The organism is Streptomyces nojiriensis, assembly GCF_017639205.1.
Taxonomy (GTDB): Bacteria; Actinomycetota; Actinomycetes; order Streptomycetales; family Streptomycetaceae; genus Streptomyces; species Streptomyces nojiriensis.
Window position 1 is genome coordinate 7,425,737 of the sequence record NZ_CP071139.1, and the last position, 24,206, is coordinate 7,449,942.

General features: G+C 73.4%; 23 protein-coding genes, 1 tRNA gene and 1 riboswitch. Of the genes, 18 read left to right on the forward strand and 6 right to left on the reverse strand.

The features are described from left to right. Positions 1–252: 252 nt before the first annotated feature. A riboswitch (cyclic di-AMP (ydaO/yuaA leader) is annotated at positions 253–429 on the forward strand. Between the two features lie 2 nt (positions 430–431). From JYK04_RS34315 to JYK04_RS34360, 10 genes are all read left to right on the forward strand, one after another. Continuing rightward, positions 432–1,385 (forward strand): M23 family metallopeptidase, encoded by a 954-nt coding sequence (locus JYK04_RS34315; protein WP_189741231.1) that lies wholly within the window; start codon positions 432–434, stop codon positions 1,383–1,385. Positions 1,386–1,548: 163 nt separating this feature from the next. After that, entirely contained in the window at positions 1,549–2,334 is a 786-nt protein-coding gene (locus JYK04_RS34320; RefSeq protein ID WP_189741235.1) for an SGNH/GDSL hydrolase family protein, read from the forward strand. Between the two features lie 99 nt (positions 2,335–2,433). Further along, positions 2,434–3,672 (forward strand): MBL fold metallo-hydrolase, encoded by a 1,239-nt coding sequence (locus tag JYK04_RS34325; RefSeq protein ID WP_189741239.1) that lies wholly within the window; start codon positions 2,434–2,436, stop codon positions 3,670–3,672. A gap of 358 nt (positions 3,673–4,030) precedes the next feature. Continuing rightward, the gene (locus JYK04_RS34330) at positions 4,031–5,869 is read left to right on the forward strand and encodes an ATP-binding protein (RefSeq protein ID WP_189741242.1); all 1,839 of its coding nucleotides are present in this window, start codon (positions 4,031–4,033) and stop codon (positions 5,867–5,869) included. A gap of 38 nt (positions 5,870–5,907) precedes the next feature. After that, positions 5,908–6,342: a roadblock/LC7 domain-containing protein gene (locus tag JYK04_RS34335; protein ID WP_189741442.1), complete on the forward strand. Its 435-nt coding sequence runs from the start codon at positions 5,908–5,910 to the stop codon at positions 6,340–6,342. Next, positions 6,339–6,752, forward strand: coding sequence for a DUF742 domain-containing protein (locus JYK04_RS34340; protein WP_189741246.1), 414 nt, complete (start codon positions 6,339–6,341; stop codon positions 6,750–6,752). The genes JYK04_RS34335 and JYK04_RS34340 overlap by 4 nt, the downstream gene beginning before the upstream one ends. Continuing rightward, on the forward strand, positions 6,730–7,365 hold the full coding sequence (locus JYK04_RS34345; protein ID WP_189741248.1) for a GTP-binding protein: 636 nt from the start codon (positions 6,730–6,732) through the stop codon (positions 7,363–7,365). Before JYK04_RS34340 ends, JYK04_RS34345 begins: the two co-directional genes overlap by 23 nt. Then, complete coding sequence (locus tag JYK04_RS34350; protein WP_189741251.1) at positions 7,362–7,907, forward strand: GAF domain-containing protein; 546 nt, start codon at positions 7,362–7,364, stop codon at positions 7,905–7,907. Before JYK04_RS34345 ends, JYK04_RS34350 begins: the two co-directional genes overlap by 4 nt. Before the next feature lie 72 nt (positions 7,908–7,979). Then, positions 7,980–8,342, forward strand: coding sequence for an MmcQ/YjbR family DNA-binding protein (locus JYK04_RS34355; RefSeq protein WP_189741254.1), 363 nt, complete (start codon positions 7,980–7,982; stop codon positions 8,340–8,342). A gap of 117 nt (positions 8,343–8,459) precedes the next feature. Further along, positions 8,460–8,533 (forward strand) — tRNA-Pro (locus tag JYK04_RS34360). Positions 8,534–8,626: 93 nt separating this feature from the next. Here the strand turns inward: JYK04_RS34360 and JYK04_RS34365 are convergent. Beyond that, complete coding sequence (locus JYK04_RS34365; RefSeq protein ID WP_189741257.1) at positions 8,627–9,073, reverse strand: DUF7144 family membrane protein; 447 nt, start codon at positions 9,071–9,073, stop codon at positions 8,627–8,629. 154 nt (positions 9,074–9,227) lie between these two features. Next, a complete protein-coding gene (locus tag JYK04_RS34370; RefSeq protein ID WP_189741260.1) occupies positions 9,228–10,022 on the reverse strand; it encodes an IclR family transcriptional regulator in 795 nt (264 codons plus the stop codon). A 398-nt stretch (positions 10,023–10,420) separates the two neighbouring features. Between JYK04_RS34370 and JYK04_RS34375 the strand changes: the two genes are divergently transcribed. The 4 genes from JYK04_RS34375 (at position 10,421) to JYK04_RS34390 (ending at position 15,996) form a co-directional block, all read left to right on the forward strand. Continuing rightward, a complete protein-coding gene (locus JYK04_RS34375) occupies positions 10,421–11,836 on the forward strand; it encodes a phenylacetate--CoA ligase family protein (RefSeq protein WP_189741263.1) in 1,416 nt (471 codons plus the stop codon). Next, positions 11,833–12,750 carry a hypothetical protein gene (locus JYK04_RS34380; protein WP_189741266.1) on the forward strand — a complete coding sequence of 306 codons (918 nt, stop codon included), beginning with the start codon at positions 11,833–11,835 and terminating at the stop codon, positions 12,748–12,750. The genes JYK04_RS34375 and JYK04_RS34380 overlap by 4 nt, the downstream gene beginning before the upstream one ends. A gap of 70 nt (positions 12,751–12,820) precedes the next feature. Beyond that, a complete protein-coding gene (locus JYK04_RS34385) occupies positions 12,821–14,419 on the forward strand; it encodes a phospholipase D family protein (protein ID WP_189741269.1) in 1,599 nt (532 codons plus the stop codon). 131 nt (positions 14,420–14,550) lie between these two features. Further along, the gene (locus tag JYK04_RS34390; protein ID WP_189741272.1) at positions 14,551–15,996 is read left to right on the forward strand and encodes a glyceraldehyde-3-phosphate dehydrogenase; all 1,446 of its coding nucleotides are present in this window, start codon (positions 14,551–14,553) and stop codon (positions 15,994–15,996) included. 15 nt (positions 15,997–16,011) lie between these two features. On the opposite strand, the gene JYK04_RS34395 is transcribed toward JYK04_RS34390, so the two are convergent. Next, positions 16,012–17,310 (reverse strand): MFS transporter, encoded by a 1,299-nt coding sequence (locus JYK04_RS34395; RefSeq protein ID WP_373317557.1) that lies wholly within the window; start codon positions 17,308–17,310, stop codon positions 16,012–16,014. A 70-nt stretch (positions 17,311–17,380) separates the two neighbouring features. Here JYK04_RS34395 and JYK04_RS34400 point away from each other — a divergent pair, with 70 nt between their 5' ends. Then, positions 17,381–18,388, forward strand: coding sequence for a helix-turn-helix domain-containing protein (locus tag JYK04_RS34400; RefSeq protein ID WP_189741278.1), 1,008 nt, complete (start codon positions 17,381–17,383; stop codon positions 18,386–18,388). A 17-nt stretch (positions 18,389–18,405) separates the two neighbouring features. Here JYK04_RS34400 and JYK04_RS34405 read toward each other — a convergent pair whose 3' ends face one another. The 3 genes from JYK04_RS34405 to JYK04_RS34415 all read right to left on the reverse strand — a co-directional run bounded on the left by JYK04_RS34405 (position 18,406) and on the right by JYK04_RS34415 (position 21,524). Continuing rightward, complete coding sequence (locus JYK04_RS34405) at positions 18,406–19,596, reverse strand: MFS transporter (RefSeq protein WP_189741280.1); 1,191 nt, start codon at positions 19,594–19,596, stop codon at positions 18,406–18,408. 57 nt (positions 19,597–19,653) lie between these two features. After that, on the reverse strand, positions 19,654–20,658 hold the full coding sequence (locus JYK04_RS34410) for an NUDIX hydrolase (RefSeq protein ID WP_189741283.1): 1,005 nt from the start codon (positions 20,656–20,658) through the stop codon (positions 19,654–19,656). A gap of 242 nt (positions 20,659–20,900) precedes the next feature. Beyond that, entirely contained in the window at positions 20,901–21,524 is a 624-nt protein-coding gene (locus tag JYK04_RS34415; RefSeq protein WP_189741286.1) for a LysE/ArgO family amino acid transporter, read from the reverse strand. A 69-nt stretch (positions 21,525–21,593) separates the two neighbouring features. On the opposite strand from JYK04_RS34415, the gene JYK04_RS34420 reads away from it, so the two are divergent. The 3 genes from JYK04_RS34420 to corA all read left to right on the forward strand — a co-directional run bounded on the left by JYK04_RS34420 (position 21,594) and on the right by corA (position 24,150). Further along, a complete protein-coding gene (locus JYK04_RS34420; RefSeq protein WP_189741288.1) occupies positions 21,594–22,520 on the forward strand; it encodes a LysR family transcriptional regulator ArgP in 927 nt (308 codons plus the stop codon). A gap of 10 nt (positions 22,521–22,530) precedes the next feature. Continuing rightward, positions 22,531–22,923 carry a TOBE domain-containing protein gene (locus tag JYK04_RS34425; RefSeq protein WP_189741291.1) on the forward strand — a complete coding sequence of 131 codons (393 nt, stop codon included), beginning with the start codon at positions 22,531–22,533 and terminating at the stop codon, positions 22,921–22,923. Positions 22,924–23,067: 144 nt separating this feature from the next. Beyond that, complete coding sequence (corA, locus tag JYK04_RS34430) at positions 23,068–24,150, forward strand: magnesium/cobalt transporter CorA (protein WP_189741294.1); 1,083 nt, start codon at positions 23,068–23,070, stop codon at positions 24,148–24,150. Positions 24,151–24,206: the final 56 nt, after the last annotated feature.

Consider the following 24,206-nt stretch of genomic DNA (forward strand, 5'->3'; position numbering starts at 1 on the left):
ATATCCGGAGGCGAGATCGGGCACGCCCCCGTGAGCCAGATCATACGGTGACCGTGAGTGCCTGATCACTAAAGGCGAATGGCCCCGCCGGGGCGGTTGTTGCCGGTGCGGAATGGACGGAGGGTGACGGTAATTCCGGCGGTCCCTCATGCCTGTTATTCCGTCAGGGAATTCACGGCTTGTTCCGTGCGGCCGCAAGGGATTACCTTCGCGATCGATCCGGGTGGACCGCCAAATCCTGCCGCCTCCCGGAAACCGCATCCGACCTATTTCGCGCGGCAGGAGCGGGGGAACCAGGTAAGCCGCCGACCCGGAGATCAATTCACCGGGACGGCTCGGGGTGAAGTCGTGCGTGTCCCGTACATGTACGGCCGGACATCTCCAGTCCGAACCCGACAGCTCACCTCGCAGGCGCCGGAGAGGAATTCGTCATGCCTGCAAAGGGTAAGCACCGCCGCCCCAAGTCCCTTTCCCTTTCCCGCGGTTTCGCCGTCGCCGGAACCGGTGGCGCGGCCCTCGTGCTGCCGCTGATCGGCGCCGCCGGCGCCCACGCGGCCGGTGCCCCGGCCGCCGCGACCGCGGTGACCCCGCAGGCTCCCGTCGCTCTGCAGGCGGCTCCCGTCGCCGCCGCGCAGGCCGCGCCGACCGTCTACACCGTCGTGCCGGGCGACTGCCTCTCCAAGATCGCCGCCGAGCGCCACCTGTCCGGCGGCTGGGAGCGGCTGTACGCCGACAACCGCGAGGCCGTCGGGGTCAACCCGTCGCTGATCCACCCGGGCCTGAAGCTGAACATCGGCGGTCCCGGCGAGGCGGCTCCGGCCGAGGCCGAGGCCGCCCCGGCCCCCGAGGCCGACGCGGAGCCGGCCGCGCAGGCCGCGCCGAAGCCGGTCCGCAAGCAGGCCGAGCAGGCCGCCCCGGCGCAGCGGGAGGCCGCCGCCGAGCCCCAGGCCGAGGCCCCCGCCGCCGCGCCGCAGTCCGCCGGCGGCTTCGTGGCCCCGGTCAGCGGCGGCATCTCCACCCAGTACAAGGTCGCGGGCGCCATGTGGTCCTCCGGCTACCACACCGGCGTCGACTTCATCGCCGCCATGGGCACCACCGTCAAGGCCGTCGGTGCGGGCACCGTGGTCTCCGCGGGCTGGAGCGGCTCGTACGGCAACGAGATCGTCATCCGGCACGCGGACGGCAAGTACTCCCAGTACGCCCACCTGTCCCAGCTCTCCGTCTCCTCCGGCCAGAGCGTCACCGCCGGGCAGGCCATCGGCCTCTCCGGCTCCACCGGCAACTCGACCGGCCCGCACCTCCACTTCGAGATCCGTACGACCCCGTCCTACGGCTCGGACATGGACCCGATCGCCTACCTCCGCTCCAAGGGCGCGAGCCTCTGACGGCACCCGCCGCAGGAGCACCGACACGCGTGGGGCCGGGACCCGAGGGGGGTCCCGGCCTCACGTGTACTTATTCCTTATCCCCCGCGTGGTATAGATCACGGTCCGTCAACCCCTCATTACGTTGGCGTAGGTTGGTTACGGGAGTGAAGTATGGGTTCTCGTGGCAGCGACGACGACGAAACTCAAGACCATCGGCTCGTACGCGGCGATCGGGGACAGCTTCACCGAGGGCGTGGGGGACCCGGGACCCGGGGATTCATTTCTCGGCTGGGCGGACCGGCTCGCCGTGCTCCTGGCCGATCAGCGCGAAGAGCATGACTTCCGGTATGCGAATCTGGCGGTGCGGGGGAAGCTCCTCGACCAGATCGTGGCCGACCAGCTCCCGAGAGCCAAGGCCCTCGCACCGGACCTGGTGACCTTCTGTGCGGGCGGCAACGACATCATCCGGCCCGGCACCGACCCGGACGACGTGGCGGAGCGGTTCGAGGCGGCCGTGGCCGACCTCACCGGAGCCGTGGGCCAGGTCATGATCACCACGGGCTTCGACACCCGGGGCGTACCGGTGCTCAAGCACCTCCGCGGGAAGGTGGCGACGTACAGCGCGCACGTCCGCGCCATCGCCGACCGCTACGACTGCCCGGTGCTCGACCTCTGGTCGCTGAAGTCCGTACAGGACCGGCGGGCCTGGGACACGGACCGGCTGCACCTCTCGCCCGAGGGGCACACGCGGGTCGCGCTGCGCGCCGCGCAGGTGCTCGGGCTGGACGTGCCGGCCGACCCCGACCAGCCGTGGCCCCCGCAGCGGCCGCGCGGCTCGGTGGACGTGACCCGGGACAACATCCAGTGGGCGCGCGAGCACCTCGTGCCGTGGATCGGCCGGCGGCTGCGCGGGGAGTCCTCCGGGGACCACGTCGAGGCGAAGCGGCCGGACCTGCTGCCGCTGTAGCGGGCTGCGGGAGCCGGCAGCGGAATCCTTCGGGGCCGGTGTGCGTTGGGATGGTCGTAGACCGACGACCATCCTGACCCCATCCTCCCTGGAGGCGCTTTGACCGGCTCCCGTCCCTTGCGTCCGCGGCTGCGTGCCCTGCGGCCCGAAGCCTTCGGTGCGGACCCGTCCGGTGCCCGGCTGGAGCGGATCCGCCGCTCGCCGAACTTCGCCGACGGCGTCTTCCAGAACCCGGTCGGGGCCCGGAACAGGCCCTCGGGGTCGATGGCCGAGTTCGCCAAGATCTACTTCCACCGGGAGCAGCGGGTGCGGCGCAGCCCCGCCGCGCCCATCCCGGTCCACCCGACGACCCTCGCGGACCTGGCGAAGCCGCCCGCGAGCGGCCTGCGGCTGACCTGGATGGGGCACTCCAGCGTGCTCGCGGAGATCGACGGGCGCCGGGTGCTGTTCGATCCGGTGTGGGGCGAGCGGTGCTCCCCCTTCCCGTTCGCCGGCCCCAAGCGCCTGCACCCCGTACCGGTCCCGCTGGCCTCACTGGGCACGGTCGACGTCGTGGTCATCTCGCACGACCACTACGACCACCTCGACCTGCCGACGATCAAGGCGCTGGCCGGTACGGACACGGTCTTCGCCGTCCCGCTGGGCGTCGGCGCGCACCTGGAGCGCTGGGGCGTACCGGCCGACCGGCTGCGCGAGCTGGACTGGAACGAGAGCACCGAGATCGCCGGGCTCTCGCTCACGGCCACCCCCGCACGGCACTTCTGCGGCCGCGGTCTGCGCAACCAGCAGCACACCCTGTGGGCGTCCTGGGTCGTCGCGGGCGACGAGCACCGGATCTTCCACAGCGGGGACACCGGCTACTTCCCGGGCTTCGAGGAGATCGGCGCCGAGCACGGGCCCTTCGACGCCACCATGATCCAGATCGGCGCCTACTCGGAGTACTGGCCCGACATCCACATGACGCCCGAGGAGGGCATGCGCGCCCACCTCGACCTGCAGGGCGGCACCCCCCGCGGGACGATGCTGCCGATCCACTGGGGCACCTTCAACCTGGCCCTGCACCCGTGGGACGAGCCCGGCGAGGGCACGCTGACCGCGTCGCAGAACGCGGGCGCGGCCATCGCGCTCCCCATCCCGGGGCAGCCCTTCGAGCCCGGCTCGGCGGACGCGCCCGCCGCACCGTGGTGGCGGCCCTTCGTCGCCGGAGGGGCGGCGGGCGGTCCCCTCGACGGCCGGGTGTCCGTACCGCCGCTCGGGGCGGGCGCGGCGGCGGCTCCTGCCCGGGTGGCGTCCGCGGCCGTCGACGGCCAGGAGAAGTCGGAGTCCGTCGGCTCGTAACGCGGGGCATCGGGGAGAACCGGCCGTCCCGACCGGGCCGGGCGGCGGGCAGCCCGTGGAAGGACCCCCACGGGACGCACTCCTGGGGGTCCTCCCGATTCGGTGCCCTCGGCCCGTACCGCCGACGGTCCGGCGACCGGTGCCGGTGGGCGAGAGGCGCCGCCGGGGCGGTCCGCAGGGTCCAACCGGCGCATTCGGGCTGCTGTGCGAGCGCTCCACCGGGAGCGGGAAGCACCCCCGCGAAGTTCGCCAACTGGCGGTCCGGGGTGCTGCGATGGGGTCTAGCGTGGGTATTCGGTGATCAACACCGGGCCCCGGGAACGCTGGGGGCCGGGCCCCACGTACCGAGGACGCCCAGATGTCCGGACTCCGCGCCGCCCGCCATGCCCCGTCGAGACAGGCCGTCACCGGTCCCGCGCGGCAGATACGGCCTCAGCTGGTGCGCGCCGCCGTACTGCCCACACTCGCCGCCGGGCTCAGCGGCGCCGCCGCAGTGATCTTCACCCTCCAGCTCGGCGGGGGAGCCGGCGACCGCGACGCCCGGCTGTGGCCGGTACTCACCGGCTGCGCCCTCCTCGTGGTCGGCGCCCTCGCCGCCGCCCTGCTCGGAGCCCAGCGCGCCGCCAAGGCGGTACGGGACCGGTGCGAGGCGCTGCGCCGCTCCAGCGTGCGCGGCCGGGGCGAGCTGCGCACGGCCGCCGACCGGCTGGAACGGGGCGAGACCCCGCCCCGCCCGGTGCGCGGTGGACCGAGCTCGCCGCTGCCCGGCGGCGATCCGGCCGGGATGGACGAGTTCTGGCTGCTCTCCCAGGAGCTGCGGGGCGCCCGCGAACAGGCGCACACGACCCTCCTGCGGCTGGCCGGCCCGGCCGTCCCGACCGACAGCGAGCGCAAGGTCGAGGTCTTCGTCAACCTCGCGCGCCGGCTCCAGTCCCTCGTGCACCGCGAGATCTCGCTGCTGGACGACTTGGAGGACACGGTCGAGGACCCGGACCTCCTCAAGGAGCTCTTCCACGTCGACCACCTCGCCACCCGAATCCGCCGGCACGCCGAGAACCTCGCCGTGCTGGGCGGCGCCGCGTCCCGCCGGCAGTGGACCAGGCCCATCGACCTGAGCGAGGTGCTCCGCTCCTCGGTCGCGGAGGTCGAGCAGTACACCCGGGTCAAGGTCGTGCCCCCGGCCGGCGGCAGCGTCCGCGGGCACGCCGTCGCGGACGTGGTGCACCTGCTCGCCGAACTCGTCGAGAACGCCACGGTCTTCTCCGCCCCCGACACCGACGTGGTGCTGCGCGCCGAGCGGGTCACCGCCGGCATCGCGGTCGAGGTGGAGGACCGGGGACTGGGCATGCCGGCCGAGGAGCAGCACCGGATGAACGCCCTGCTCGGCGACCCCGACCAGATCAGCGTGCGGCACCTGCTGGCGGACGGCCGGATCGGCCTGTTCGTGGTGTCGGCGCTGGCCCGCCGGCACGGGATCGCCGTCGAGCTCAAGTCGAACATCTACGGCGGTGTGCTCGCCGTGCTGGTGCTGCCGCAGGAGCTGCTGGGCGCGGAGGCGCCCACCGCGGCCGATGCGGCGGGCGGCTCGCGGGCCACCTCGTGGGGGACCGGGCAGGGGTCGGCCGTGCCGCCGCTGGAGCCGGTGCGCGTGCCCCTGCAGACGCCCCCGCCGGAAGCCCGGCAGGCCTCCGCGGGCCCGGGGGCCGCGGCCCCGTACGACCCCGAGCCGCACCCCGTGCCGGTACCCGCGGCCGGCACCGGTACGCGGCCGGGGACCGGAGCGGCGAGCCCGCCGGAACCCGCGTCGCGGCCCGTGCCCCGGCCCCGTCCGGCGTCCCTGCCCGCGCCCCGGTCCGGGGAGACGGACGGGCCCGGGGCGGTGGCCTGGTCCGCGCCCGCGGCCGATCCCCGGGTCGGGCCCGTGCCGGGTCCGCCGGCCGGGGCGGTGACCTGGTCGGCGCCCGCGCCCGAACCGGCGCCCGCCGCCGGTCCCGCGCCCGGCGCACCCGGCGCGCCCGTCACCGTCGACCGGCCGCGGCTGCCCCGGCGCCGCGCCCAGGAGCACCTCGCGCCCCAGCTGCGCGAGGCCCCCGCCCCCCGGCGGGCCGCGGACCCCGAGCAGCCGGTGCACGACCCGGGCCTGATGGCCGCCTTCCAACGGGGCTTCGGACTGGCCCAGTCGGAGAACCAGGTATGACCCCGACCCCTCACCCCATCAGCAAGGAGCGCACCCCCATGGGCGGCGAAGTGGCGACGAAGACCGGCGGCCGGCTCTCCGACCTCGACTGGCTGCTCAGCGGCCTGGTGCAGCGCGTGCCGTACACGCGAAGCGCCGTACTCCTCACCGCCGACGGGCTCGTGACCTGCGTGCACGGGATGGACGCCGACAGCGCCGACCACATGGCCGCCCTCGCCTCAGGCCTGTACTCCCTGGGCCGCAGCGCCGGTGCCCGCTTCGCGGACGGTGCCGAGGTGCGGCAGGTCGTGGTCGAACTCGACACCGCGCTCGTCTTCGTCTCCGCGGCCGGATCCGGAACCTGCCTGGCCGTCCTCGCCGACCGGGAGGCCGACGCCGGTGTGCTCGGCTACGAGATGGCGATGCTGGTCAAGAGCGTACGTCCGTACCTCGCGGCCCCGCCGCGGCGGCCCGTCACCGATGTGGAGCGATGAGGGCCCGGGGGCCGGGGGCGTACGCGAAGGGGCGGGACACACCGTGGCTCGACGACTCGGCGGGCCGTGTGATGCGCCCGTACACCGCCAGCGGGGGGCGGACCAGGCCGGGCTTCACGCTCGACCTGCTCTCGCTGGTGAGTGCGACCGGGGTGCGGCCGCACGTCCCGCTCGGGGCGGAGCACACGCTCGCCCTGCGGATGTGCGCGGGGGCCACCACCGTCACCGTCGCCGAGGTGGCCGGGCAGCTGCGGCTGCCCGCCGTCGTGGTGAAGGTGCTGCTGTCCGATCTCATGGAACACGGGGCCGTCATGGCGCAGGCGCCCCGGTTCCCGGGCGGGAGTTCGTTCGCCGCCGACGACCGGTCCCTGCTCCTGGCGGTGCTCGATGGCCTGCGTAGACGACTGTGACGCCCCCGCCGCCCCGGCCGCGGACGCCGGGGCTCCGCCCGCGACCCTGAAGATCCTGGTCGCGGGCGGGTTCGGGGCGGGCAAGACCACCTTCGTGGGTGCGGTGAGCGAGATCGAACCGCTGAGCACGGAGGAACTCCTCAGCGGGCTGGGCACGGGCTGCGACCCGCTGCACGGCGTCCGGGAGAAGACCACGACGACCGTCGCGCTCGACTTCGGCCGGATCACCCTGGACGAGCGCCACGTGCTCTACCTCTTCGGCACCCCGGGCCAGCACCGCTTCTGGTTCCTCTGGGAGGAGCTGTGCGCGGGCGCGCTCGGGGCGGTGGTGCTCGCCGACACCCGCCGCCTGGCCGACTGCTTCCCCGCCGTGGACTTCTTCGAGCGGCGCGGAATCGGCTTCATCGTCGCCGTCAACGAGTTCGACGGCGCTCACCGCTACGGGCCCGACGAGGTCCGCGAGGCGGTGGGGCTCGGGCCCGAGGTGCCCGTCGTCCGGTGCGACGCGCGCCTGGCGAGCTCCGGGACGGGGGCGCTGGCCACCCTCGTCCGGCACCTGCTCTGCATGTCCACGGTCAGCTCATCGTCTTCGGAGTCGGGGGAACCGCCATGACGTACTACGAATCGAACGGACACCTGCTGCTCACGCCGGTGGACCGGGAGGCACCCGCACGCGCCGTCCGGCTGCGCGAGCTGGGCCTGGGGGAGCGTACGGACGCCGAACTGGACGCCTTCGCGAGGCGCGTCTGCGACACGCTCGGAGCACCGTACGCGGGGGTCAACTTCATCGGCGAGGAACGGCAGTTCTTCGCCGGGCTGCACCATGCCGCCGAGGCCCCGGCGAGCGGGTACCCGGCGCGGGTACTGGCCCGCGACCACGGCTACTGCCCGCACGTGGTGGTGCGGCGGCGGGCGCTGGTGCTGGAGGACGTACGGGACTTCGCACGCTTCGCGGGCAACGCGGTGGTGGACGAGAGCGGGGTGCGGTCGTACGTGGGCGCGCCGCTGACGGACCGGCGCGGGATCGTCCTGGGCACGGTGTGCGCGGTGGACGTGGTGCCCCGCAAATGGGGTGCGGAGGGACTCGCCACCGTGAAGGCGCTCGCTGCGGACCTGGTGGCACTGGTGCACGAGCGGGAGGACAGGGCGGGGTGAGCGGATCTGTCGGTGGCGGGGGCTACGGTCGTCGGACAAGGGTGTACCGGTGGCTGGAGAGGAGAACCGGGGATGGCCACGACCGCGCAGGACGTCCGCCTGATCGCACTGTCGCTTCCGGACAGCAGCGAGAAGCTCGCCTGGGGCATGCCGACCTTCCGGGTCGGCGGAAAGATCTTCGTCTCGCTCGCCGACGACGACACCTCGATCGGGGTGAAGTGCCCCAAGGAGGACCGGGCCGAGCTGATCGCGGCGGAGCCGGAGAGGTTCTTCCTGCGGGCGGGCCACGACGACCGTTACGACTGGATCCGGGTCCGGCTCCCGGCCGTGCGGAACGCGGCCGAGCTGCGCTCCATCCTGACCGACTCCTGGCTCCAGGCGGCTCCCAAGCGCCTGATCGCCGCGCATCCGGAGCTGACCGCGAACCCGGGCTGAGGGCGGCGACACGGCCGAGCGGACCCGGAGACGGAAAAGGTGCGCGCAACCACCCCACGAAGTGCGGTATCGTTCTCCTGCGCGTTCAACCAGGGGAAACCCCAGGTCAGCGCGCATCGGGACGTGGCGCAGCTTGGTAGCGCACTTGACTGGGGGTCAAGGGGTCGCAGGTTCAAATCCTGTCGTCCCGACTCGTGAGAGTCGTAGATCGAAGGGCCGCTTCGGAGCAATCCGAAGCGGCCCTTCGATCGTTTTCCGGCCTTGCCGGGGTGTTCCGGCCGAGGTCAGGTGGTCATGCTCGCATCGGCCTCCCGTTGCATGCCCGCGCACAGTGCCCAGACCACGAACAGGTTGACGGCGATCAGGATCACGGCCCACCAGGGGTAGTACGGCAGCCACAGGAAGTTGGCGATCGCGCCGAGGCCGGCGATGGCCACGCCGAAGAAGCGCGCCCACAGGGCTCCGGTGAACACGGCGCAGCCGGCGAGGACGAGGGCGATGCCCAGGATCAGGTGGACCCAGCCCCAGCCCGTCACGCTCCACTCGAACACGTAGTGCCGCGTCACGACGATCAGGTCGTCCCTGGCGAGGGCCGCGATCCCTTCGAAGATCGCCATCGCGCCCGCGAAGACCATCAGGGCGCCTGCCGTGATGGTCGTACCCGATGTGGGCGCAGTCCAGGCGCTGGGCTGCGATTGACTGGTCCGGGCCCTGCCGGCGTCACTGGCCATGTCGGTCTCCTCGGTGGCAGAGCCGACCCGGCGCGCCGGAGTCGGCGTTCCCCCGATTCAGCGTGGCACGGTCACCCTCCGTCGGCACTCCGGCCGCAGGAGGGGGTGGTTCCGGAGCGATCCGGAACCACCCCCTGGTTGCCGGGGGCGCGGCCTAGCGCGGGCCCGCCAGGGCGGGGTGCGGGCCCCCGGGAACCGGAGGGCGGGCGGGCCACTCGCGGTGCGGCCGGGCCCCGGCGGCCGGCCGCCGGGACAGGTTCGCGCTGATCATCGCCGCCACCCGGGCCACCGACCCGCCCAGCGGGGTGATCTGTCCGGCGTCCGGGCTGGTCGCCGCCACGGCGGCGACCACCTGCCCGGACGCGGAGAGTACCGGCGCCGACACGCACGAGAGGGAGCTCACGCACTCCCCGTACCGGAAGGCCAGCCCCAGCTCCCCGGCCTGTGCGACCTCACGGGCCCAGGAGGCCGCCGTCCGTCCCCCGGGAGGCTCCGCCACCGGGGCGGAGGCCGCCAGGATCAGCTCGGCCGCGCTCCCGGGCGGCAGGACGACACCCGGTCTGAGCGGAAAGACGTCGTCCGCCTCGCCGCGCAGACCCGCGACGACGATCGTCTGTCCCGCCTCCGCGACCGACAGGCTGAGCGTCAGCCCGCCGTTCGCCGAGGCGAGCTCACGCAGCGGCCGGGCCGATGCCGCGCGCAGCGCCCGCGCCGGGTGCCAGGCCTGTCCCAGGCGGAAGGCCCTCGCCCCGAGCCGGTAGCGGCCGGAGCGGCTCTGCACCGCGCCCAGTGCCACCAGCTGACCCAGTAAGCGGTGGGCGGTGGCCTTCGGCAGCTCCGCGTCCGTCGCCAGGCGGGTCAGCCCCACTTCCTCGCCCTCCGCGAGCACCTCCATCAACGCGAACGCACCTTCCAGTACGCCCCGCCCCTCTGCGCCTGATCTGGCCATGGGCGGTCCCCCTTTCACGCCTGGCCCCATCGGTCGGACGGAACCAGAACTCCCCGTTCGCACCGGCTCGTCGGGGGTCTCGGTGTTGCCTTCCCCCGTTCACCGGTCCGTTGAATGGACCAGATCATTGCCCGTGCGATCCGATCGCGCCATTGTGCTCTCGTCCAAGTGACGGAACGTTACGGCGACTTCGAAGGAGCCCGAGGGACCGTCCACCCGGAACGAACAAGGAGGATCCGATGAGCGCGATCAAGGCGAGCGCCAAGCAGTTCAAGTACGTCATGGGTGCCATGACGGCGGTCTTCTTCGCCAACTGTTCCGCCAGCTGACGATGAAGCAGTGAGGGGTGGGAGCGGCGCGTCGCTCCCACCCCTCCGCCACACCCCAGGGAGGTACGAGTGCTCGAGACCGGTGTCCGCCAGGTACGGGTGGCCATGGCGATGGTGTTCGGCCGGCGGCTGAACGTACGGGCCGTCGAGCGACTGGTCGCCGACGCCCTCCTCACCCTGGAGGAGTTCGGCTCGCTGGGCGACGACGTCGACGAACTGGCCGACGGACCGTTCGCCGACCCCGACGAGCGCCGGGACCTGCAGGACCGCGCGCTCCGGCGGACCGTGCGCCGACTGGCCGAGCGGTCCCCCTTCTACCGGGAGCGGCTCGCCGGCATCGACCTCGACGGCGTGACCGCCGAGACGCTCACGGGGATCCCGGTGACCCGCAAGGCCGACCTCGTCGAACGCCCCGCCGACTTCCTGTGCGGTACCCCCTACCTGGCGACCCAGACGACCGGAACCACCGGCCGCCCCGTGCAGATCTGGCTCTCCCGCTACGAGATGGAACTGTGGCCCGCGCTGATCGCGCTGTCCCTGGTGCTGCGCGGCGACCTCGGACCCGGCGACCGGATGCAGATCAACCTCAGCTCCCGGGCGACGGCCGCCGTGCAGGAGGATGTCGAGGTGTGCCGGCTCGCCAACGCCTCGTGCCACGTCGTGGGACAGATCCCGCCGGAGGAGTCCGTCGCGCACCTGCTCGGCGATGGCGGCGGCGCCCGGCCCACCGTCCTCACCGGCAACCCCAGCTACCTCGGCCAGATGGTCACCGCAGCCCGGCGGCGCGGCTGCGGACCCGACGACTTCGCGCTGCGCGCGGTCTACGCCGGCGGGGAGATGCTGTCGCGGAGGCTGTCGGACGCCCTGCGCGAGACCTTCGGCGCCCCGACCGTCGGGGACGCCTTCGGCATGACCGAACTGCTGCCGGTCAGCGGCCGCACCTGCAGCGGGCGGCACCTCCACATCGACCCCAACATGGGGTACACCGAGGTGCTCGACCTGGCGACCGGCGAGCCCGCCGCCCCCGGCCGGCTCGGCGAACTGACGATCACCCCCTACTTCCCCTACCGGGAGTGCATGCCGGTCCTGCGGTACAACACCGGCGACGTGGTCCGCACCCTGGAGGGCGAACCGGACTGCGAGCTGGCGGCGGTGCCCGCCGTCTCCCACATCCTCGGGAAGGCGGGCACGCTGCACCGCACCGTCGACGGCATCGTGACCCCGCGCGACATCGTGGAGGCGCTGGACGGCACGCCCGGCCTGCCGTTCCCGCTGCGCCACCGGGCGGAGGTCGGGGCGGACGGCCGGCTCCTCGTGGAGGTCGCCTCCAAGGAGGTCACCGAGGCGGAGGTGACCGAGCGGCTGCGGGCCCAGGACATCGACGCCCGCGTCACGGTCCTGCCGGTGGACGAGGAGGAGGCCGCGCGCCTCTTCCCCCTCCGCTGCGACCTGTCGGAGCACACCTTCACCCGGAGCCACGCATGAGCGTCTTCTTCCAGCTCGCGGTCACCATCGTCCTGGCGGTCGGGGTGTGCGCCGGTGCGGTCGCCTACTTCCGGGCCGTACGCACGCCCAGGCCGCCCGTCGGCGTCTTCAACGGCAGCGACATCTTCATGATGATGGGCTTCGTCCTGGCACTGCCGTACGTCTACCTGGCGCTGCCCGGAGCGGTCCTTCCGGTGGTGCTCGCCCTCGTCTTCGCGGGCGGGCTGTCCGTCGGCTACCAGCCCGTGATCGGGAACGGCCGGCTGCGCTGGGCCCTGATCGCCGTACTGATCGCGAGCGTCCTCCTCTCGCACCTGGCCTTCGGCGAGACCGCGCCGCCGTACTGGGTGGCGAACAGCGCCGTCGTCGCGCTGATCGTCGTCTCCGCCACGAACCTCAACGTGCAGGGCGGCATGCGGCTGAAGAACGTCGCGTGGTTCCTGCTCGCGCTGGCCGCCTACGACGCCTTCTTCGCCTGGGTCGTACCGCTGACCCAGCAGCTGTCCGACGCCGTCCAGGGATATCCGTACGCCCCCGCCGCGGGCCTGCGCATCGGCGAGGACCTGGGGGCGGTGGTCGGCATGGGCGACCTGCTCGCGTACGCCCTGTTCACCACCACCGCCTACAAGGCGTACGGGAAACCGGGGCTGCGGACCGGGATCGCGCTGGTCGCCCTCTTCGGCGCGGTGGCCCCGGTCGCCACGCTGCACGTCCTCGCCGCGGCCACCGGCCACGCGCCGGCCCTCATCCCGGCCCAGGTGTTCTTCGGCCCGGCGGCCTTCCTCGGCTACCGCCACCTGCGCCGGCGCGGCCCGGAGCGGCGGATGGCCGACGTGCCCTTCCGCGGGACGCGCCGGGGCGCGGCACCGCAGGCGCCGGCCGGCCGCGGTGCCGCCGCCGAACCCGTGGGCTGAGCGGGCCGCACCGCCCGGGCGCGGCTAGCCTGGGACTGCGGTACTCCAGCGCGATCGGAGGGCCGGAGTCATGACGCGCGCCGACTGGCTTCTGGAACCCGGTGAACGTGGCAACCCGGCGACACGCCTGGACCGGCGCCGGCCCGACTGCACGGCTTGGTCCACGGGCAACCACGTACGGCCCCTGGTCCACGGAGCCGTGTACTTTGCGGAGCTCCTCGCGGCCGTCCGCGCGACGGCCCCGGGCGATCTGCTCCTGTTCACCGACTGGCGCGGCGACCCCGACGAGCGGCTCGACGGACCCGGCACGGAAATCGGCTCGGTCCTGTGCCGGGCGGCCGAGCGCGGCGTCATCGTCAAGGGCCTGCTGTGGCGTTCCCACCTGGACGGTCTTCACTTCAGCCAAGAGGAGAACCTCCACCTCGGCAAGGAGCTCGCGCGGGCCGGCGGTGAGTGCCTGCTCGACATGCGCGTGCGGCCCGGCGGCTCCCACCACCAGAAACTGGTCGTGCTGCGCCACCCCGGCCGCCCTGAGCTCGACGTGGCCTACGTCGGCGGGATCGACCTCTGTCGCAACCGCAACGACGACGCATCGCACCGCGGTGACCGTCAGTCGCTGCCCCTCGCCGCCGCCTACGGGCCGCACCCGCCGTGGCACGACGTCCAGCTAGCCCTGCGCGGGCCGGTCGTGGGCGACGTCGAGGCCGTCTTCCGCGAGCGCTGGGAGGATCCGGCTCCGCTCAGCCGGAGCCCGCTCACCCGCCTGCGGGAGCTGATGCACCGCGAGGACGTCAGCGCGGACCCGCTGCCACCGCAGACACCCGATCCGGAGCCGTGCGGCACGCACACCGTCCAACTGCTGCGGACCTATCCGAACCGTCTGCTCTCCGGCTACCCCTTCGCCCCGGACGGAGAGCGCAGCATCGCCCGCGGGTACGCCAAGGCCCTGCGGCGGGCCCGGGCGCTGATCTACCTGGAGGACCAGTACCTGTGGTCGCCCCGGGTGGTGGACCGCTTCGCCCGGGCGCTGCGTGATCACCCGCGGCTGCGGGTGATCGCGGTCGTCCCCAGCATCCCGGAGGAGGACGGTCCGCTCACCCTGCCGATGAACCTGATCGGGCGGATCACGGCTCTGGACGAGCTGCGCCGGGCCGGCGGCGACCGGGTCGCGGTGTACGGCCTGGAGAACCGGGCGGGAACACCGGTCTACGTCCACGCCAAGGTGTGCGTGATCGACGACGTCTGGGCCTCGGTCGGCTCCGACAACATCAACCTCCGTTCGTGGACGCACGATTCCGAGCTGGGCTGCGCCGTGTACGACGAGCACCCGGATCCCAGGCGGCCGGCCGACCCGGGAGGGCTGGGGGACGGCGCACGCACCTTCGCCCGCGAGCTGCGCCTGGAGCTCATGTGCGAGCACACCGAGACCGGGGCGGCGGACGGGCTGTGCGACCCGGTGTCCGCTTTCGATGCCTTCGCCGCGAGCGCGGCAGCCCTGGACGCCTGGCACGCGGGCGGCCGCCCCGGCCCCCGGCCGCCGGGCCGGCTGCGCCGGTACGTGTCCCCGGAGCTGTCCGTGACCCGGCGGGTGCTCGCGACCCCCCTGCACCACCTGCTGGTCGACCCGGACGGCCGTCCGCTCGGTATGAGGATCCGGGGCACCTTCTGACGGCGAACCATTGAAAATCCGTACAAATTCATGTCACATAGTGCCCGTTCCCGGCACGGTGGGTACCGCTTAAGTGACCAAAATGGCGGCGGGTTAGCATATGAGCACCGCCTAGCTCGAAAGATAATCCTGTGACTGTCAATGAGGACTCGTTCACCAGCTGGAAGAACCGCGAGGAGATCGCGGAGTCGATGATCCCGATCATCGGGAAGCTGCACCGGGAGCGGGACGTCACGATCCTGCTCCACAGCCGTTCCCTGGTGAACAAGTCGGTGGTCAGCATCCTCAAGACCCACCGATTCGCCCGGCAGATCGACGGTGAGGAGCTCTCGGTCACCGAGACCCTGCCGTTCCTGCAGGTGCTCACCACGCTCGATCTCGGCCCGTCCCAGATCGACATCGGCATGCTCGCCGCGGAGTACAAGAGCGACGACCGCGGCCTCTCGGTGGCCGAGTTCACCGCCGAGGCCGTCGCCGGTGCCACCGGCGCGAACAAGATCGAGCGCGGCGACGGCCGCGACGTCGTCCTGTACGGCTTCGGCCGCATCGGCCGCCTCGTCGCCCGCCTGCTGATCGAGAAGGCCGGCTCCGGCAACGGCCTGCGCCTGCGCGCCGTCGTCGTCCGCGGGGGCGGCGAGGCCGACCTGGTCAAGCGCGCCTCGCTGCTGCGCCGCGACTCGATCCACGGCCAGTTCCAGGGCACGATCACCGTCGACGAGGCGAACAGCACGATCATCGCCAACGGCAACGCCATCAAGGTGATCTACGCGAACGACCCGTCCGAGGTGGACTACACCGAGCACGGCATCAAGGACGCCATCCTCATCGACAACACGGGCAAGTGGCGCGACCGCGAGGGTCTGTCCAAGCACCTGCGCCCCGGCATCGACAAGGTCGTCCTGACCGCCCCGGGCAAGGGCGACGTCCCGAACATCGTGCACGGCGTCAACCACGACACCATCAAGCCGGACGAGCAGATCCTGTCCTGCGCCTCCTGCACCACCAACGCGATCGTCCCGCCGCTCAAGGCCATGGACGACGAGTACGGTGTCCTGCGCGGTCACGTGGAGACCGTCCACTCGTTCACGAACGACCAGAACCTGCTGGACAACTACCACAAGGCCGACCGTCGTGGCCGCTCCGCGCCGCTGAACATGGTCATCACCGAGACCGGCGCCGCCTCCGCCGTCGCCAAGGCGCTGCCCGAGCTCAAGGCGCCGATCACCGGCAGCTCGATCCGCGTCCCCGTCCCGGACGTCTCGATCGCCATCCTGAGCCTGCGCCTGGGCCGTGAGACCACCCGCGAAGAGGTCCTCGACTACCTCCGCGACGTCTCGCTGCACTCGCCGCTCAAGCGCCAGATCGACTTCACCACGGCACCCGACGCGGTCTCCATGGACTTCGTCGGTTCGCGCCACTCCTCGATCGTCGACGCGGGCGCCACCAAGGTGGACGGCGACAACGCCATCCTCTACCTCTGGTACGACAACGAGTTCGGCTACTCCTGCCAGGTCATCCGTGTGGTCCAGCACGTGTCCGGCGTCGAGTACCCGACCTACCCGGTTCCGGCGGTCTGATCCGTCGCACCACCGTCACACCGTTCGACCGGCTGATCCGACAGGCGGGGCGGCGGTGGGCGGGCCCCCGATGCCGGCCGGCACCGGGGCGCCCCGCCCATCGCCCCCCGCCTGTCGCGCGTCGCGCCCGTGCGGCGCCACGAGATGCCGGGCCAGGGCGATCACGGCCAGCAGGGCCACCAGCGCGCACACGCCCTGCCAGCCGGCCCGGCCGTAGATCCGTACGCCCAGCCAGGACCCGCCGCTGCCGCCCAGGTACGCGCAGGTCATGTACGCCGTGTTGAGCCGGCTGCGGGCGTCGGGCCGCACGGCGTACACCCGGGCCAGGTTGGCGACCGTGCCGGACTGCATCGAGACGTCGAGCAGCAGCGTGCCGCCCGCCAGCGCGGCCAGTCCCGCCGCCCCGCCGCCGGCGCCCGCCGCGAGGACCGCGGCCGAGACGAGGACCCCGAGCAGGCAGCAGAGGTTCACCCGGTCCGCTCCCCTGCGGTCCACCAGACGCCCGGCGTACGGGGTGCACAGCATGGTCACCGCGCCCACCAGGGCGAGCATCCCCACCGCGTGGGCGCCCAGACCGTAGGCCGGGCCGGTGAGCAGCAGCGCCAGGCAGGTCCAGACCGCCGAGAAGGCGCCGAAGACCGCCGCCTGGTAGAGGCAGGAGCGGCGCAGCTCCGGCTCGGTGCGCAGCAGACGCAGCGGCTCGGCCAGCAGCGCCGGGTACGGCCGGCGCGAGGTCGCAGTGGTGACCGGCAGGGTGCGGGCCAGGACGGCCGCCAGCAGCAGGGCCACGGCCCCGGCCGCCAGGTAGGGGGCCCGCCACCCGAGCCATTCCCCGAGCGTCCCGCCGAAGGTGCGGGCGAGCAGCATGCCGCCGGTCGAACCGCTCAGCAGGGTGCCCAGTACGGCTCCCCGGCGGTCGGCGGCCACCAGACCGGCCGCCAGCGGCCCGATGACCTGCGCGGCCACCGTGGTCACCCCGACGACGGCCGCGGCGGCGAGGAGCGGCGCGAGCCCCGGCGCACAGCCCGCGGCCAGCAGGCCGGCGCCGGTCAGGGCCAGCAGGGTGACGAGGAACGGGCGGTGCGGGAGCCGGTCGCCGAGCGGCACCAGCAGGAAGATCCCGGCCGTGTAGCCGATCTGGATCGCGGTCACCACCAGGGAGGCCGAGCCGGGCGACGCGTGCAGGGCCGTGACGACCAGCGGGCTGACGGCCTGCGGGAAGTAGACCGTGCCCACGCCGACGGCGCAGGTCAGGGTGAGGAGCAGGAGCAACCGGCGGCTCATCCCGGACCCCCGGTGAACGGCGCCCGTCATGGGGGGAGTTGTCATGAGGGGAGTTCACGGCACGACCCCGGACGCGACAATCGATGTAGCGTATGCCTTCATGATCAGCTTCGAGCTCGGCGTCGAGGACCTCGCCGACACCCGGTTCGCGCTCTCACCCCTGTACGAGACCGTCCTCAGCCTGCGCGTGCTGCGCGAGCCGGGGCTCTCCGCCCTGCACCTCCCGTGGCGCAGGTCGGTCCTCGGCACACCGGACGCACCGGGCGCACTCGGCGGGCTCGACACCGAGCTGCTGATGTCCGTGGTCGCGGTACGGCGCACCCTGCCCGACTTCCTCACCCCCCGCCCCGCGAGCTTCGCGCCCTCCTTCGAGGAGGAACTGGCCACCGTCGGCCGGACGCCCCCCGACCTGGTCCGCCGCGACCTGCTGGCCGCGCACGCCCCGGACCCGCTCCCCGCCCCGCTGCGCGCCGCCCTCGCCCCCGACGACGGACCCGTCGCCGCACTTCGCGACGCCCTGTGCGCGCTGCTGCGCCGGTACTGGGAGATCGCCGTCCAGCCGATGTGGCCGCGGATGCGCCTCCTGCTGGAGGCCGACATGACCTATCGCGCGCGGCAGCTGGCCATGGGCGGAGCCCGTCTCCTCTTCGCCGACATCCACCCGAACCTGCGGTGGCACGACGGCGTGCTGCACATCGGGCAGATGATCAGCCGGCACCGCGTCGTGGCGTCCGGCCGCGGGCTGCTCCTCGTGCCGTCCGTGTTCGCGCACAAGCCCGCACCCCCGGTCAGCCCCGAGGAGGCGCCGACGCTCGCGTACCCGAGTCGCGGCGTGGCCACCCTCTGGGCGCGCGAGCCCGTCGCCGGCCCGGCCGCCCTGGTGTCCCTGCTGGGCGCGCCCAAGGCGAGACTGCTCGGCCTGCTCGACGAACCGCTGCCCACCGTCGAGCTGGCCCGCCGCCTCGGGGTCACCGCGAGCGCCGTGTCCCAGCACCTGGGCGTGCTGTACGCCACCGGCCTCGTCTCCCGGGCGCGCGACGGACGGCAGGTCCTCTACCGCCGCAGCCCGCTCGGCGACGAGCTGAGCGTGCGGAGCCGCGCGGGGTGAGCGTGGGCCCCGCGCGCTCAGGCGCTCGCCCGTGCGGGCCGGCGCAGCAGGTAGCCGGCCGCGGCCGTGACCAGGACGGCCATGCAGACGATGAACACCAGCCCGGCGCCCTCCAGACCGATCGGGCCCACCAGCAGCCCCACCCCGATCACCGGCAGCGAGATGCCCGCGTACGCCACCACGAACAGCATCGAGATCACCGCGGCGCGCCGGTCCGGGGGCGAGGCCGCGGCCACCGCGGCCAGCGCACCGCGGAACGCCAGGCCCTGCCCGGCCCCGCCGACGACCGCGCTCGCCACCACCAGCGCCAACAGGTCCCACCACAGCGCGCCCGCGAGCAGCGCCAGCCCGGCGAGCAGCCCCGCGCAGCCCAGCGGCAGCGACCGGCCCACCCCGACCCGGTCGACGGCCAGTTGCCCGGCGGTCGAGGCGAAGAAGGCCAGCGCGACGACCAGCCCGCTCACCGCGCGGTTGTGCACGTCCAGGGACTGCGCGAGGAAGGCGGGGCTGACCGAGGTGAACACCCCGAACAGCGCGAAGCCCACGAAGGCGGCGATCGCCGCGGGCACGAACACCGGCCGCACCTGCGGGGGCAGACCGGGCCGCTGCGGCCGTACCGTACGCAGCGGCCGGCGGTCGCGCACGGTCTCGGGGAGCCGCGCCAGGACCACGGCCGAGACGGCCACCAGCGCCAGGTGCACGGCGAACGGCAGGTACAGCGGCCAGGCGGCGTACTGCGCGAGCACTCCGGCGAGCAGCGGGCCGCAGCCCAGCCCGCCCATGTTGGCGGCCGTCGCCACCAACGTGGCCCGCGTGGCGCCGCCGCTGGGCGCCAGTTCCATCACGTAGGCCGTGGCGGCCCCGGTGAACAGCCCGGCGGACAGCCCCGACAGCAGCCGGCCCGCGTACAGCCAGCCCATGCCGGTGGCGGACAGGAAGCAGACGGCGCTGGCCGCCGAGAAGGCCAAACCGGCCAGCAGCACGGGACGCCTGCCGACGGTGTCCGAGGCGTTGCCCGCCAGCAGCAGCACGCCGATCACCCCGAAGGCGTACACGGCGTACACGACGGTCACCACCAGCTCGGAGAACCCGAACTTCTCCTGGTAGAGCCCGTACAGGGGGGTGGGCAGCGTGGTGCCCGCCATACACACGGCGAACACCGCCCCGCCGAGCAAGCACGGGCGCCACCGCCGGCGATCATCCTCCATGCCGCCGACGGTAACCCCGCCGCCGCGGCCCGGCGCGGCGGCGGCCGCGCCCGCCGGTCAGGGGCGGCCCGCGTGGAGTTCCAGCGGGCCGGCGCCCGTGGCGCGGGCGGTCAGGCAGGCGGTGATCTGGCGCCGCAGGGCGGGTTTGACCAGGCCGGGGAGTTCCACGGGGGTGACGGTGCGCCACTGGAGCAGCTCGGCCCGGTCCAGCCGGATCCGGGCGAGGGCGGGGGCGTCGAGGACGCCGCCGTCGTAGAGGAAACGGATACGGGCCGGACGGCCGGGCTTGTGGGACCAGTTCACGGCGAGCAGCCGGCCCGGGGCGAGGTCGAGGCCGAGCTCCTCGAGGACCTCCCGCCGGGCGGCGGCGCGCGGGATCTCGCCGAGGTCGCTGTCGATGCCGCCCCCGGGCAGGTTCCAGCGGTCGGACCTGCCGTACGCGGGCTGTACCAGCAGGATCCGGCCGTCGGAGCCGGTGAACAGCACGCTCGCCGCGGTCACCGCCTTGGGGCGGCTGGCCCGGTGGCTGGCCGGGTCGAGGGTGCCCGAGTGCTCCAGGGCCACGCGCCGGGCCGGATCCAGACCGGCCGGGGAGCCCGGCTGGGGCACCCCGTCGACGAGGTGGGCGAAGGAGCCGGTGTGCAGGGCGGCCAGTGCGGCGCGCAGCCGGGGCGCGACCCGGGCGGGCAGCAGCGCGCAGGCCGCCTCCGGCGGGAGCCAGCGCGCCTCGGTCGCTTCCCCGACGGGGAAGGAGACCGCCGCGGCCTCCTGCGGCGGGACCGGGCCGACGAGGTGGACGTGCACGATCACGGAGCGGCCGGGCGTACCCGCCGTGGCGGGCGGACGGGAGTCCACCGCCAGCAGCCGGCCGGCGGGCAGAGCGAGGTTCAGCCCTTCCCGCAGCGCGCGGGCGAGCCCTTCCTCCGGGGTCTCGGTGCCGTGGACCGAGCCGCCCGGCAGCTCCGGTTCCGTCCTGCCCGGGGTGGTCAGTACGAGGACCCGGCCGCGCGTGTCCAGGACGACCCCGGTGGCGGCCACGAGCGGGGAGGGACGGTCGGGCACGGCGGGCTCCTGCGGATCGGATCGGCGGCCACCAGCACTATGCCCCGGCCTCGGCGGTGCCCGGCGCCGACATGCGGGCTAGGTCCTGTCGTCAAAGTGGCGTCTGGCCCGCGACGCCCGGCACCGCACCTCGCCGCGTTGTCGGGGCGCCCGAGTACGTCCAGTACACGGGCGCCCCTCCGCCTTGCGATGCACGGCACCGGACGCCGCGGGCCTTACCGACGCCACTTTGACGACAGGACCTAGGCGCGGGCCAGCAGCAGGCCGCCCATGGTGACCATGGTCGCAGCGACGAGCCCGTCCAGGACCCGCCAGGCAGCCGGGCGGGCGAGCAGACCGCTCAGCAGCCGGGCTCCGTAGCCCAGACCGGCGAACCAGGTCAGGCTGGCCAGCACGGCCCCGATGGCGAAGGCCCAGCGCAGGTCGCCGCGGTCGGCGGCGAGGGAGCCGAGGAGCAGCACGGTGTCCAGGTAGACGTGCGGGTTGAGCCAGGTCATGGCCAGAGCGGTCAGCACGGCCCGGCGGGCGGACCCGCTCGTCGCCCCCTCCGTGGTGAGGGCGGCGCCGGGGGCGGGCCGCAGCACCCGGCGGGCGGCCAGGACCCCGTAGCAGATCAGGAACCCGCCGCCGGCCAGCCCGACCGCCGTCAGGGCGGCCGGCCAGGCGGTGACGAAGGCGCCGACGCCGGCGACGCCGAGGGTGATGAGGACCGCGTCGGAGACGGCGCAGATGGCGACCACGGCGAGGACCGCGTGGCGGCGCGCGCCCTGGCGGAGGACGAAGGCGTTCTGCGCGCCGATGGCGACGATGAGGGAGAGTCCGCTGCCGAAGCCGGCCAGGGCCGCGGTGACGATGCCGTAGTTCATGACGTCGACGGTAGGCAGCGAGATCGGTTCAGTACAGCTAAAGATTTTTACGTACCATTAGCGCTTGTGATGGATGAGCTTCCGCTGGACCAGGTACGCACGCTGCTCGCCGTGGTGGACGAGGGCACCTTCGACGCGGCGGCGGCCGCCCTGCACGTGACCCCCTCCGCGGTCAGCCAGCGGGTCAAGGCGCTGGAGCAGCGGACCGGGCGGGTGCTGCTGATGCGTACGAAGCCGGTGCGGGCGACCGAATCCGGGGAGGTGGTGGTCCGCTTCGCCCGGCAGCTGGCGCGCCTGGAGCGCGACGCTCGGGCCGAGCTGGGGATGGCCGACGGGATGGGCCCGGTGCGGCTGCCGATCGCGGTGAACGCGGACTCCCTCGCCACCTGGTTCCTGCCGGCGCTCGCGCGGGTGCCGCAGGATCCGCCGGTCTGCATCGAGCTCCACCGCGAGGACGAGTCCCACACGACGGCGCTGCTGCGGGAGGGGCAGGTGATGGCGGCGGTGACCTCCTCGCCCGACCCGGTGGCCGGGTGCAGCGTACGGCTGCTGGGACTGGTCCGGTACCTGCCGACGGCGAGTCCCGAGTTCGCGGCCCGGTACCTGACCGGGGCACCGGAACGGGATCTGCGCGAGGCGCCGACGATCGTGTTCGACCGGAAGGACGACCTCCAGGACGCCTTCGTCCGCGCGCTGACGGGGGACCCGGCGGCCGGGGCGGGGCCGGTACGGCACTACATCCCGACGTCGGAGGGGTTCCGTGACGCGGTGGTCGCGGGGCTGGGGTGGGGGCTGGTGCCGGAGCAGCAGTCGAGACCGCTGGTACGGACGGGGCAGTTGGTGCTGCTGGAGCCGCTGCGGCCGATGGACGTACCCCTGTACTGGCAGCAGTGGAGGCTCGACTCGCCCGCGCTGTCGTCGGTCGCCGAAGTGATCGCGGCGGCGGCCCGGGAGTCGCTCCGGCACCTGCGGCCTGACCGGCAGGACACCCCCTAAGCTGCGACCCATGGAGTCCTACACGATCGGCCAGGCGGCCCGGCTGCTCGGCGTCAGCGTCGACACGGCCCGGCGCTGGGCGGATGCCGACCGGTTCCCCACCCACCGCGAGGGCACGCGGCGCATGGTGGACGGGCCGGACCTGGCCGCCTTCTGCGTCGAGGCCGCGCAGGAGGGCGCCGAGGGCGAGGAGGCCCCGTACACCTCGGCCCGCAACGCCTTCCCCGGCATCGTCACCGGGGTGAAGCTCGGCACGGTCGACGCGCAGGTGGAGATCCAGGCCGGGCCGCACCGGATCGTGTCGCTGCTGACGCGGGAGGCGGTGGAGGAGCTCGGGCTGGAGGTGGGCGCGCGGGCCACGGCACGGGTGAAGTCGACGAGCGTGTTCATCGACCGGGTCTGACGCGGGCGGGGCGGTTTCCCCGGGGCGGTTCCCCAGGGCGGTTCCCCGGCGTGGTTCCTCCGGGGCGGTGAGCCCGGACGCAGGCGTTCCGGCGGCGATGGCAGACTGGCCGCTGATCCGCCGAAGGGGAGTACGCCGTTGTCCATGTTCAGCAACCTGCGCCGGGTCGTGCGGCGCAGCTACCGGCGGGCCGTCGACCTCAGCCACCCGGCCCGCTCCCCGCTCGGCAGTGCGGTGGTCAACTGCGTGGTCTACCGGGACGGCGTACGGCAGGAGGACTGCGCCGAGGTCGAGGAGGCGCTGCGCCGGGTCCGCAAGACGGGCGACGGCTTCGTCTGGATCGGCCTGCACGAGCCGGCGAGGTCGGAGCTGACCGGGCTGGCCGAGCTGTTCGGCCTGCACCCCCTCGCCGTCGAGGACGCCGTCAACGCGCACCAGCGCCCCAAGGTGGAGCGCTACGACGACACGCTGTTCTCCGTCTTCAAGACCGTGCGCTACGTGGAGCACGAGGAGCTGACGGCGACCAGCGAGGTGGTGGAGACCGGCGAGCTGATGGCCTTCACCGGCCAGGACTTCATCATCACCATCCGGCACGGCGGCCGCGGCACGCTGGGCCCGGTCCGCGAGGAGCTGGAGCGCGCCCCGGACCAGCTGGCCAACGGGCCCGCGGCGGTTCTGCACGCCATGGCCGACCACGTGGTCGACGACTACGTGGCCGTGACGGACGCGGTGCAGAACGACATCGACGCCGTCGAGACCGCGGTGTTCAGCGAGGACGGCGGCCGCGGCGACGCGGGGCGCATCTACCAGCTCAAGCGCGAACTCCTCGAGCTCCGGCGGGCGGTGGCACCGCTGAGCCGCCCGCTCCAGCAGCTGGCCACGCAGCCGATACCGGTCATCCCGCCGGAGACCCGCGCGTACTTCCGGAACGTGGCGGACCATCTGACCCGGGCCACGGAGCAGATCGGCGCCTACGACAACCTCCTCGACTCCATCCTGCAGGCCCACTTGGCGCAGGTGACCGTCGCTCAGAACGAGGACATGCGCAAGATCACGGCGTGGGCGGCGATCGTCGCCGTCCCGACCATGGTCTGCGGGGTGTACGGCATGAACTTCGACCACATGCCCGAACTGCACTGGACCTACGGCTATCCGCTGGTCCTCGGTGTCATGGCGCTCGCCTGCTTGGTCATCCACCGGGGCTTCAGGCGCAACGGCTGGCTCTGACCGGACGGGCCCATTCCCTGGGGTGCGCCCGGGTATTGAGCTGCCGTCAGCTCTGG